Below are 12,221 nucleotides of genomic sequence, written 5' to 3' on the forward strand. Positions count from 1 at the left end.
ACAAGAAGATTGGCACATGCATCCAATCCATTGTGAGTTCGAGGTGGAACCCTTGTGTTATCCAAGCGAAGAATGTCGCAAGCCCAATACCGACAAAAGTTTGAGCAAACATCACCCAAGTGATATGGACGAGCAGAATATGAAGAAATATCGCTGACATAAATGACATCACCCATACATTCGACCAGTTGTTCATCAGCAACATGTAAAAGAAGAAACAAGGTAAGCAGAGCGTTATGGCGACCTGATAATAAGCAGGTAGAAACCGACGCCATTCAAATGGCACACGGTTACGATAAATAATACCAAAGAATAAAATTGAACAAAGGACACGAAGTGGCAGGTTTTCGTATGGCTGTGGGAACATAAACGCCCAGACCACGTAGTAGATTGGAAAGCCAACAAAACCCATCCATCCCACAAGGGTAAGGTTGGGGTCGGCATATTGATACGCTTTATTAAAAGCATTCATATTCAACTCATTTAAATTTATGAATTGTATATCTAAAAATAGTATTTTTTGGCGCAAGCCTTTACAAATTTTAATTTATTTGCGTTTTTCTAACAAAAAACATGATGCGGTGAATGGTAACTTATAACGAACAATGAAATTACATTTTCCATTTTTGAAATTTGGTTGGTGCTATTGTATCTACGGGGGTGAGGTCCAACGGAACGAAAGTGTACGTTTAGATGGTTAAGTTATTGATAATAAGTTATTTATATCTCTCTCATCGACTCAATATTTATCACTATTATTAAGATTTAAAGGCCTTAACTCTCCTTTCACTAAATCTTCTGGCAAGGTAAATGTGTAATGGCTTAATATATTGATATTTTTGTATATTAGTGGAGATGGCCGAGATATATCGTCTTCTATAATTTCTTCATTATTGGACCGTATCCAATCTAATGCTTCCAGCATATAGAGAGTATTCCATAACACGACGGCATGCCGACCTTCTCCTCTATTGGTCTGTGTTAAAATCCTACGACGATAATCTTCATCGTCTATATAGTTAAGCAAGTACAAGGTTTTGTTCACTCTGCCAACATCCATAATGCCTTGAGCTAAGCCTGATGGACGACAGATCTTGAGTAAAGACCGAACCTACTCGGATGCCCGAATAGTGCTGAGCTTCAATGAGCCTGCGGTTCGCATCATTTCATCCCACTGCTCTTCAGCTTTTGAAAGAACCGTACAACTTCGAGCTAAATCATCTAGCGGCCCGTAGTCAGCAGACTTATCTACTCGCCAGAATACCGCTTCTCTCGCATCCGCCAACCGAGGGGAGAACTGGAACCCTTAAACCAAAGATAATATCACTCGCTCCGGCAGTATCTGCTAGATTGAGCCCTGTTTGCTGTTCCAGTATTCCCTCCAATACATAAAGTGAGTCTCGTAACGTTCCTGTTACGACAATCCCGTGGAAACCAGAATATTTATCTGAAATGAAGTTGTACCAAGTGATCCCACGTCCAGCATCAAAGAACTTCCGATTCGGACCTGCATTCACTATTTTTGCTGAGGAAATTAAACGCATTCCATCCGCAGAAGCAACATTCCCGTCACCCCAAGCATTTGTTAATGGTTGTTTTATATGGAAATTAACTAACCTAGCATTCGCGTTAGTTAATGTTTCTGCTCGAAAGTAATTTTGTTTAACCCAACTTAATCTGTGCGAGTTAGAACGAGTACATTCGATTTGATCAATGGTTCTAGACCGATATTGCAAGCTTCAACCATCAACTACGAGTAATAACTCCGTTAAGTCCACTGATGAGATCTTACCATCGGTACAAATACGGCTCCGTTGCAAAGTTTTAGGAGAGGTCAATAATGGGCTAGAAAGTAAACTGTCCTTCTATCAGACACACTTCCCCAGCAATTCCTTGATGGTTAGGATTTAAGGTAAGGAAACTCAAAGTTTCCTTACCTTTGAAAGAGTGAGCTAAATCGAGGGTAATTCAATCAATTGTGATTAATTTGTGATGGTATCGCATCTGGATTGAGTGGGTGGTGTTCTGGAAATGTTGTTATGGGTGAGTTTGCTCAAATTGCAGATAAACTTATCAACAGTAAGGAGTTAAGCTGACCTCAATTGTCCTTCCAAAACCGTCTGTCTTATCAATTCTTCGCGGCTTTCACCCGCTCTAAAACTGACGAACTCTCCCCCATCTTTGCAGAGCAAACATTCATAAGGATCGACGTTAGCAAGCTTCTTCAACATACTCGCATAGCAAGGCAGTGCTGGCGCGCCCTTGCTTTCCATCTCTAACGCATCGTAGACTTTTAGCAGCATTTCACCACGGCGACGATTCGACAGAAAACCGTAGTAACGGAGCATCATATCGTCATCTCGACGAGCGCGATAGCGGCGAACAGTCGGCCTTGGGGCGAATTGGTGGAGATTGATGAAACGCAATGAGTTAAGAAAGTGGTTCAATGCAGAGCCTTCAAAGAACACAATCAGTTACTTCGCCACTAATGGCAAACAATAGAGCCATAAAAGTAAACTCAAATAAATAATGCTTGGTTTTTATGTTCATTTGCATAACAAATGATTCAGTGTGAAACAGGTAAATTTGATTAATAATTTGAAGTGTCGATTGGGTAAACAATAGGAACAATGAGCAAATGAGATTTTCAGATCGCCTTAAACAAGAACGTAAGCTGAAAGGGTTAACTCAAAAAGCGATCGCTGATTTTATAGGGGTGTCTAAAGTGGCAGTATCTCGCTGGGAGCTTGGTCATAGCACTCCATCAGGGAAAGTCTTAGAGCAGTTGGCTAACATATTAGAATGTTCATCTGAATGGCTACTGAGTGGAAACCAATTTGATGAAGTATCAATGATAGGTTTTTATACAGAAGTCAAAGCGGCGGCTGGTAATAGAGCTTATAATCATCATGAAAGCTCGGAGAAAATGCCAATTCCTAAATGGATAGTTGAGCAACAACCTTGTAAAGAGCAGGTTTGTTGTATTCGAGTTACTGGCAACTCAATGGAGCCCGTACTGAAAAACGGTTCAGTAATTGCCCTAGATCCATGCATTAAAACGATCAAGGATGGAATGATGTACGTGATTAGACAAGGAGAACTGTTACGAGTGAAAATTTTAATTGAAACGCCAGACAGTTTAATTATTCGGAGTTACAACCCTGACTTCTCTGATGAGGTTTATCCTAAAAATACAGACAATAGTAACGTTGAGATTGTTGGGCAGGTTTTTTGGCATTCCTCATATATACATATATAACAAAAATATCTACGAAGTTAACAAGAAAAACATGGTTTTAGTTTGTCAAATCCATGGTAACTATTGTATTATACACGAAGGTTCTGGAGCAAAAGTGCATTACATAGCACGCTAACTACATAGTTTTCTATGTAGTGTATTTTTCAGAATTAGAGTGTGTCAGACCCTCAATCTGACGATATAGCATTCGCAAATAAAAGCGCCTTCCCGAACGTAGGCGCTTTTTTTGTATCTAAAAATCAATAAGTTGATCTTTTTGATCGTTTCAATTACATTAGGTTTAATGTGTTTTGGTGTGAGACCCGAAACATTTCCTAAAAATCGTTCGGAATCTAATATGAATTTATTCAAATTTTTGCACTATCAGTGCGTCATACATCCTTGCTTATCCTTATTACTGGCGATGAATCGATCAGTTTTATGTGGCGCGAGGGTGTTACATGTCACTGCGTAACCGTAATCCTCGTAACCGTAGCGCAGAGTTTGCGCATCACCTTAACTTTCACGAGTCATTAGAATCTCGGCTGTGTCGTTTGCACGTCCGTGTGTTGTGTTTTGGTAAAATTCCAGACAAATACTTTGCTGTCCTTGAAAAGTACCAACGTGTTGGCCAAAACGAAATGCGCCTTAAAATTCATGAGCGCGATACACTAGAAGTGATCCAGGCATATTTGGAAGAGTACGGTTTGCCTCAACGCAAGAAGAACGGTAAGCCGATGAAACGGATCACCTACTTTCAAATGCGTATCCTTTTGGCGTTTTGTGATTTCATTGATGATCCGCGTCGCTGTCACCAGGGGCGTTTAATGGGATTGCATCAGTGTAAGAGCGGCCAAAAAACGCTCCAAGCTAAGCAGCGTTTAACGATTGTCCAAACAGTGACAACCATGTTTTGTTCGATGAACGTTGATGGCAATCGCATTGGACGTTACGCCGATAAGAGCAAAAACGAACAACCTATCTACGATGAAAATGGCAATGAGTTGCTACGTGGTATCACGCATTATGAGCTTCGTGGTTTGCACTCTCAGATTTGGCGACAGCCGATCAGCAAAACTAAGTATACTGATGTAGTTAAAATGCTCAAGTTAGCTGGCTACCTTGAGATCGAGAGTTGCTATCTAGCACAGCCAGAAGCTGTGGTTCTTAGAGAAGAGCTGCGTGAGCAAGGTGCGAGTGAAGAAGAGATCGATGCGATCCCTTCAATTAAGTCTCAAGCCGCCTACAAGTGGTTTACACATCAATTTATCGAGTTGTTTGGTATTCATTTTCAAGACAAGATGAAAGAGTCGTTAGCTTACGCGAAAGAAGTGATGGCAAACAAGAAACTTTCGAATGTCTTCGCAACGTACAGTCCGTTCTCTGATGGTTTCTGGACAAAGAAGCGCAAAGAATACTTATGGCGCTTAAATCAACTTCGTTATCCGCAAGGTAAACCTCCAGAGCCCAACCAGTATGGGGATGATGTTTTGCCAGAGCTGGTGACATCTTGGCATTAACTCCCCTACTCTATTTTTATTTTCATAAAGCTGCTTAATTGCGGCTTTAAGTGTTTCTTTTCAACTTAATTTCAGCCGTTCTAGCCGTGATACATGCCTTTAGAGGCTCAGCATCCCTTCAATTTTGACTCTGTATGGTCAATTTTCGCTATTCATTCGTAGTTTTTCCTGCCCTTTCCTAGTGCTGTGGATAACCCTGTTTATTTGTTTTTAATTTAGAGCATAGGTTCGAAGATATGGTTTAAGGCGGGATTCTTTAAGGGTTAATTACTAACGTAATTAACCACTTATATAGGAATATAAATATTCACTTATTAAGAAGCACCGCTTCGCTGTGCAAAAGTAGTACCTCCCATCAAAAGCCATCACGTTCAATACATATTGAATCTACGAGAAAAGCTTTTGACGGGCATATCTGCACACAAAAATAGTTTTAACGATCAATCAAGGGTCAAAAATTTCATTCAGCTTAAAGCAAATAGAACAAAGCGGCGTCAGTTCACACTTTAGAATAGCTTGACCGCACGATCGACCACGCTGAACATTTCTTTTGTCATACGACAGGAAGCTTTCACACACACGCATGATTTCGTGGAACCCCAACTCAATAATCAAGCTTAATTCAACCAACAGCGAAAATCACGTCTAGCAGGGCGAAGGGCAATTTTTGTACCGGATACAGCAGGTGAACACAAATAGTTTTGAAAATGAGGATAGTACACTTCTTACTCACTACGTGAGCGCGTTCTGGTATTCGTCGCACGGCGACTCATAAAACATATGGTTACACCGTCACATTACGCAGGTGAAAAAATGGCGAAATGTCATTAACACTTCGCCATTATGTTGAATAAGATCAAACCACTAGTTGATGAGTTTTGCGATCTCATCTCCAGTAAGTTCTGTCGTTTGGGCTACTAAAGCAATATCAATGCCCGCTGAAAGCATTTTCTTTGCTATTGCTAGTTGGGTTTCTTGACTACCTTGCTTGCGACCTAATTCTTTGCCTTCTTGTCTACCTTGTTGTAGACCTTGCTTTAAACCTTGTTCGCGGCCACGCGCTTCTAACTGTTCTGCTACTGTCATGAATCGTTCCTCATGCTCCGGGACTTGCTTCGCTAAAGTTCGCATTAAATCTTCCAGATTTGATGTTTCCCCTACCCTAAGCAAATAGTCCACTAAACTATCTAACTGTTTGCTGGTTATTAAACGTTCTAATAATAGTGTAACCAGTGTGTCTGTAAAATCCAACAAGTCTCTTTGTCGCACATGTTTCTGTACCAGCTCCAATAACGCCACCCGCTTATGCAGAATGATGTCATCATCAGGTATCACAGTAACATCCACCAAAGGGAAAGATTGACCATAGAGCAACTGAGCTATCTCTGGTTTTTCAAATTCATCTAACCAATTGGTACTGTATGGATAAGGACTGGTTTTTCCATGATAAAACAGCAATGGTACGACTAAAGGCAACGTTTCATTACCGGCATCAAGGTGTTGTTTCATCGCCGCAATGGCATATCGCATCAACCGAAAGCCCATGTGTTTGTCTGGACTGCTTTGGTGCTCGATCAATGCGTATACGTACCCTACTCCGCTGTCTGTCTCCATTGAGTACAACACGTCAGAATAGTAAGGTACTAACTCATCTTCTAAAAATGAACCGGATTGAAGCTGGAGCGTATCGAGATTGCAGATTTGTTTGATGTGCCCTGGTAAGTGAATATCGAGAAAGTCTTTTGCTGTCTCTGGCACAGTCAAGAACGACTTAAACAATCCATCATGTATGGATGTTGGTGCTTTCATTCTGTTTATTCCCGTCTTTACATCCCAACACTATACTTTAATCGGTATGAGATTGCAGATTTTAATCTGATATATATCAGAGCCTTAACCTTACTAACGTACGCTTTCGTTCCATTAGATCTCAAACCACTTTGTTTCCTAAGCTCTAATAAATATTGTATTTATATTGTTTTTATTAATTATCTTGTTTATGAAAAATAAAATAATTATGATAAATAATTTATTTTTCTTGTTTTTCTTGTTTTCAATGAGTAGGATTGTGATGTGGTTATTCAATGGAGTCCTGTATGAAAAAAATTATCCTTCTAGGTCATCAAAAGGGTGGTGTTGGTAAGTCGAATACGGCTTGCAATCTTGCTGTTGCTTTAGCTCATGAAAAATATCAAGAAGATACTAGTCGAATTTTACTGCTTGATGCCGATCCGCAAGGTACTCTTTATCGTTGGAATCAAAGGCGAATAGAGATTGGGGGGGGGGTAAAGGAGTTTCCATGTATTCGCTTAGATGGAAATATTACTAAGCAGCTACAAAGGGAAATTGAAAATTATGACTTCATTATTGTTGATGCTGCTGGTCGTGATAGTCGAGAAATGCGCAGTGCAATGCTGGCTGCAGATCTCATGATCATGCCAACTAAGGCTAGTCATGCCGATTTGGAACTGTTAGAGCATATGGCTGAGACAGTTGAATCCGCTCGTGATTTTAATGATGCTCTAAAAGTTGCTGTTTTTATTAATATGGCGCCGACTAATACTCATGCTGAAAGACAAACTGCGAAGCAGTTGCTTAGTGAATATCCTGAATTTCATTTGATGAGGACTGTTGTTGCAGACCGAAAAGCACACCGTGATGCTTTTCATCATGCATGTGGTGTTCATGAATGGAAAGACAATAAAGCCAAGTCTGAGATTAGTTGCTTAACTAAGGAGATATTAGATGCTTTCTCGATCTAATTTAAAAGCTCAAGAAAAAAAAGTGAAGGAAGCTGATGCTTTTGTTGATGGTGCTGATTCTAAAGTTTCTCGCACGGTAGGACGCCCAAAACAAAAAGGAGAAAAGCGGGAGCCCGTTACTGTCTCTTTGACGAAGTCCGAAGCTCAACAATTTGATAAAATTCATAAAAGATTGAATGTAATTTCTTATTCTAAAGATGAAGATTTTTCGTTAGATCGTTCTAGTTTCATTCGAGCTATTGCGGAACGTTGTGAAAATATGTCAGATGAAGAATTATGGAAATGGTTTAATTACTACAAATAAGGTAATTATATTATTTATGATAATTACCTTATTAAAAGGTAATTCAATCAATTGTAACTGTTTTGCAGTGGTGATGCATTTGAATTAGGTGGGTGATGTTTCTGGAATGTTGTCATTCGCAGTCAGGCAACACATGCTGTTGTTGGCGTATCCACCTTTCGGTGGATTTGACGCCACAACTGCGGCAAGGCTTTGATTGAGATATTTGGTGTAGGTACAGCCGGAGTTCCTGCACTTATAGAGTCGTGATCCTATGCTCGCTGAACCACAAGCCATCATTCGGGTGACGTTATCGACAACGACATCTCTGATTTCAGAGATGTGCTTACTGAGATAAATAGCCCAGGTGCCATTCCGAGAGAAAAGTTGTCTGAGTGATCGTAAGTGCATGACCAGTAGGGTAATGCAGAATTGTCAGCATACTGTGAAGGTTAAATCTCTTTGCTTTCGAGCGGAGCTCGCTCAGGCGGCTATGCCGCCGCTTGATCACTTAAAGTCAAAAAAACAATCATTACCCTTATAACAACCGAAAATTTGTTAGTCAGTATCAACGCCACTTGCCTCTGTATCGACTAAAAAAACTATTTAGTTAATCTGGTATTGAGCACCATAGAATGGCCATGGAAGAAAGAGCTACAAAGACAGCAAGGTGTAAGAACACTATCAAAAATATTACACATATCCTCATTCGTTAAGTAAATGCGGCATAAGCTGACGGACGCGTTGTTTTTCCAATGTAGCCGCTGTTTGAGTGTGATACCGCCCGACTAAGGCTCCCCATTTACTCGTTCGAACTTTACTGTCTCCTACGCGGTTATCATCTATCCACATATTGTGCAAATCAAAGAGCACGACCGTTTGAGCATGATGAGCCTCATCCGCTTGATAAATTTCGCTATAACGGTTATTTAAGACATAAATCCGCCCATCATCATGATGATATTCCAGCGCGAGATGATAAATCTTCGGACTTGTCGAAGGCAACAAAAAATACACCACACAAAGTCGCTCCGAAGAGACCCCTTGGCGAAGAAGTGGAAAATTGCTATCGCGATGTCTTCACTATCACCTTTAAAACGTCGTAGCGTCTCCTCTGGCGTAGCCCAATAATCTTTCTCCCCCCACAACGCCGTGTCTTGCGTGTAAACAATTCGATTATAAAAATCGTGCGCCATTAACAAACAACTTTTTATCCATTTAACATCTTGCGCTTTCACTTCATTCACACTCCATAACAAACACAAGACAAGCCCAATTACCCATAATGGCTGTTTACCCAGCAATCGGTATAGAAAAGATGGCACATGCCGACAAAAAACAGGAAATTGGCTCGTTTCTTTAGTTAAGAAACCATAAAAACGCGAACGGCGTAACCATTGCTTAACAAGCAAGAGCTCGTTTTCTAACAGTTTTGTTATTTTGCCCTCTTTTCTTATGCATGCTCGGGAGCGCGGCGTCTTTTGGTATGACATGTTTATCTTTGCGCCACTCTCGGTTTACGCAACAGTGAATGTCGAGAGCTCAAACAACACCATATTGACTGGCATACCCAAACTCTCTGCTTAATAGACAGTAAAAATATTCGCAGCTTCATTACTCGTCGCGCTCATCAACAATTTGATGCTCACTGACTCAGTATTGGGCGACGATGGTTGCGAGAACATATTCGTGACAAAAATATTGGTTTAATTGTTCGTCTTGCCAACACCAAAGAAGGATTTGAAGAACTGGCTCATGAATACGGCGTTGCTTCCTCTTTTTTCACCTTTTATCAGCGCTACCATCAACGCCATCTCCCTCACTTTCGGCAACTAGCAACCAAACAAGCCAAGCCCCTGTCGGTCGCAAGGCAAAAGGCGACGTCCCTGTATCAAGACAAATGGTCTATCACGTTTGTTGTCAAATTAGGGAAAAACTTGAGAAAAAACTCAAAGGTATCCGAGTTGGATTGCATTCTTGTCGTAAGTTTGCGGTGCAACGTGTCGTGAGCATAACAAAAGGCGTATTTACCGCCTCGGTTTGGATTGGGTATGGGAAAGGAAACCTCGCCATGACAGAACATTATCTGAATCGTTTAGCGCAACGTCAGGAGCAGGTCAACCGACGGTTAGGGGCTGATATGTGTTAGATTGAATATACAGTTCCGCTCATACGAAGCAATCCTAAGTTATTGATTTAGAAGGTTCTTCCTGTAGGAAAACTCCGAAAACAAAAAAATGACAACCCTTCTGACAGTTTATTGACACATAGTTAAGGTGTTTTTATGACCATGTGTGTGCTGTTTTTATGGGTGCTTTGCTTGTTTTCACTCTCGTATTTTGCATTTTATTCAAATTGACCAATACTTAACCTATAAGTTTGTCAACCTAATCGCCTGTAACTTTATGGGTTAATGCGAGCTTATAACGGGAAATAGGAAAGAAGTCTTATTTTCCTTCTTACTAACTTTGCCCTTTTTCGGTATTGCACCCAAGAAAGAGCAATAATTATGGTTTAAGTAACATAGAGGAATTTTACTTGCTTAAATGCAGCGTTAGATGATCCAGATGCCGACCTTGTTAGTGATTCATTTGAAATGAATGCATCAAGCTCCCAAACAAGGAGATAGCCTATCCCTGACTAGCTACTTAGATAAGACTTATATTGATAACGGTAAAGCCAATATACGGGATACATATAGAGATATAAATAAAAACGGAATTATCGATTCCTTAGAGTAATAAAAAATTAGCAACGAAAGACATTGTTATGACTAAAGAAGACATAGATAAAGCCGTTAAGGCGATCATGCTGTTGCGTCTGGCACCACCATCCAGAGGAATGGTGATGTCGAACGCTATATCTATAAAAAACGACGTGATGACATGGAATATGTTCATTTAATCGAAGCAATCACAGTGGGAGATATCGCAGCACCCTCTTACCGCCTTGAACCACCAAAGAAAAAACAAGAGTCAAATACGTTTAAGTTTTTGCTTTAACACATTTGATATATCACAAACAAAGATGGATGTTCCGATAACGGCACACCTATCTCTAGCACTATAAAAAATACCGTTATGCCGACACAACCCTATTGACCGATTAACGAAGCATCAAAAAAATAAACGCTCTGGTGTTGACAAATTTTTCAAGCTGCTGAAATGCTTCACGCGGCCTTATCTTCTTCCCTAGGGGGGGGATTGTCTTACCTATGATGAAGGTCGTTATCGCTACGTTGAATTGTTAATCCCAGCCCTTACTCCTTTTCATTTAACTGCAGACAGGGTTATTGAATACATTCAACGCATACCAACGGTAAACATTGTTATCGTGGTTGCTCTAGAGCTTGATTCAAACATGACATTCTGTGTTTGCCCTATTCAAATCCGCTTAGCCCATAAAAAATTAAATATCGAATTACCAAGGAGGGAGGCTGATGGATTTCTGACCCTCAAATTATGTTGAAATGGGTATACCAAGCACTAAAGGGAAATATCTCTAAACTTCCTATTTCAAACTCTACACTAGACCATTTCCCACATAAAAATGCACAGGAAAGCCTCGATCTTTTGATTAATACGCCTAAGAAGGTCAATCAACATGGACATTGAATCGACATTACAGTTACTTCGTCAAGCTAATGAGTATGAAGCTTACATTACGTTAAAATTAACAATGAAAACGAGCATTCTTCAGAAGAGATTTTTCAACTTCGATGTCACGCCAAAAATAGGGGTAAATAAATGCGTTGGTATTACTAGCTATATCCATGAAGTCAATGGTACGTACTATTTATTCAGTCAACTTTTCAATCGATATAGACAAACACAGCAAGTTTTCAATTCACTAAAAAGAAGGTGTCCAGAAACTTCCATGTGGATACGCCCAGTCACTGCATCTTAAGTGTGAAGCCACCGACAAATGTGAGGACACTATGTAGACTAAATTATACGATTTTATAGAGACGTTGGCTACATTGCCATTCATTCCATTGCCTTAGAGAGCGACTAACGTCAACGAAATATAGCAATTTTATTATCACAGGAGGCATTATGAGAAAACAGTGCGGCACACAAGAAAATAAGTATAACCCTGAGCTTCATCAGGAAATACATCTAATAATCAATGGGTTACTAGAAGGTTTGGACTACTCTCATGCTTTGCAGCTGTCGGTCTTTATGCCACTAGTCATCATCACCCGCATGATGGAACAAGGAAACACGTTTGAACAAGGTGGACTTTGTCTGAGGCAAATAGCCCATTGTTGCCGCTTAATGGGACAACTTGATACGCAGTTTTATGAGTCACCACTATATCAACAAAATCACATTGCGTTGCTTGAACTAGGAAGGCGCTTGGGGTGGTATGACACCACCATTACTCGCTGGGTTAATTTTGCACAAGGGGAATAATTT

The 12,221-nt window shown here is 40.3% G+C and carries 9 protein-coding genes and 4 pseudogenes; 7 read left to right on the forward strand and 6 right to left on the reverse strand.

Annotated features, from left to right (window positions below; all coding sequences use genetic code 11):
- The 3 pseudogenes from H735_RS18130 to H735_RS18145 form a co-directional block, all read right to left on the reverse strand.
- A pseudogene (locus H735_RS18130) lies at window positions 1-472 on the reverse strand (hybrid sensor histidine kinase/response regulator); the annotation flags it as partial.
- A 267-nt stretch (window positions 473-739) separates the two neighbouring features.
- Window positions 740-1,750 (reverse strand): annotated as a pseudogene (locus H735_RS30210) (Tn3 family transposase); the annotation flags it as partial.
- A gap of 337 nt (window positions 1,751-2,087) precedes the next feature.
- Window positions 2,088-2,348: pseudogene (locus tag H735_RS18145) on the reverse strand (IS91 family transposase); the annotation flags it as partial.
- A gap of 290 nt (window positions 2,349-2,638) precedes the next feature.
- On the opposite strand from H735_RS18145, the gene H735_RS18150 reads away from it, so the two are divergent.
- Complete coding sequence (locus H735_RS18150; protein ID WP_020197916.1) at window positions 2,639-3,259, forward strand: XRE family transcriptional regulator; 621 nt, start codon at window positions 2,639-2,641, stop codon at window positions 3,257-3,259.
- A gap of 440 nt (window positions 3,260-3,699) precedes the next feature.
- A complete protein-coding gene (locus H735_RS18155; protein ID WP_020197917.1) occupies window positions 3,700-4,758 on the forward strand; it encodes a hypothetical protein in 1,059 nt (352 codons plus the stop codon).
- An 864-nt stretch (window positions 4,759-5,622) separates the two neighbouring features.
- On the opposite strand, the gene H735_RS18160 is transcribed toward H735_RS18155, so the two are convergent.
- Entirely contained in the window at window positions 5,623-6,567 is a 945-nt protein-coding gene (locus H735_RS18160) for an Rpn family recombination-promoting nuclease/putative transposase (protein WP_020197918.1), read from the reverse strand.
- Between the two features lie 287 nt (window positions 6,568-6,854).
- Between H735_RS18160 and H735_RS18165 the strand changes: the two genes are divergently transcribed.
- Both H735_RS18165 and H735_RS18170 read left to right on the forward strand, forming a co-directional pair.
- Window positions 6,855-7,520: an AAA family ATPase gene (locus H735_RS18165; RefSeq protein ID WP_020197919.1), complete on the forward strand. Its 666-nt coding sequence runs from the start codon at window positions 6,855-6,857 to the stop codon at window positions 7,518-7,520.
- Complete coding sequence (locus H735_RS18170) at window positions 7,504-7,824, forward strand: hypothetical protein (protein WP_020197920.1); 321 nt, start codon at window positions 7,504-7,506, stop codon at window positions 7,822-7,824. Before H735_RS18165 ends, H735_RS18170 begins: the two co-directional genes overlap by 17 nt.
- 115 nt (window positions 7,825-7,939) lie before the next feature.
- Here H735_RS18170 and H735_RS32105 read toward each other — a convergent pair.
- A pseudogene (locus H735_RS32105) lies at window positions 7,940-8,214 on the reverse strand (transposase zinc-binding domain-containing protein); the annotation flags it as partial.
- A 518-nt stretch (window positions 8,215-8,732) separates the two neighbouring features.
- Window positions 8,733-9,296: a hypothetical protein gene (locus H735_RS18175; RefSeq protein ID WP_027726869.1), complete on the reverse strand. Its 564-nt coding sequence runs from the start codon at window positions 9,294-9,296 to the stop codon at window positions 8,733-8,735.
- 180 nt (window positions 9,297-9,476) lie between these two features.
- Between H735_RS18175 and H735_RS30980 the strand changes: the two genes are divergently transcribed.
- The 3 genes from H735_RS30980 to H735_RS18190 all read left to right on the forward strand — a co-directional run bounded on the left by H735_RS30980 (window position 9,477) and on the right by H735_RS18190 (window position 12,218).
- Window positions 9,477-9,812, forward strand: coding sequence for a hypothetical protein (locus tag H735_RS30980; protein WP_152447711.1), 336 nt, complete (start codon window positions 9,477-9,479; stop codon window positions 9,810-9,812).
- A 760-nt stretch (window positions 9,813-10,572) separates the two neighbouring features.
- Window positions 10,573-10,707 (forward strand): hypothetical protein, encoded by a 135-nt coding sequence (locus tag H735_RS31930; protein ID WP_020198167.1) that lies wholly within the window; start codon window positions 10,573-10,575, stop codon window positions 10,705-10,707.
- A gap of 1,151 nt (window positions 10,708-11,858) precedes the next feature.
- A complete protein-coding gene (locus H735_RS18190) occupies window positions 11,859-12,218 on the forward strand; it encodes a hypothetical protein (RefSeq protein WP_020198164.1) in 360 nt (119 codons plus the stop codon).
- Window positions 12,219-12,221 lie beyond the last annotated feature (3 nt).

The sequence above is a fragment of the Vibrio owensii CAIM 1854 = LMG 25443 genome, from assembly GCF_000817815.1.
GTDB lineage: Bacteria > Pseudomonadota > Gammaproteobacteria > Enterobacterales > Vibrionaceae > Vibrio > Vibrio owensii.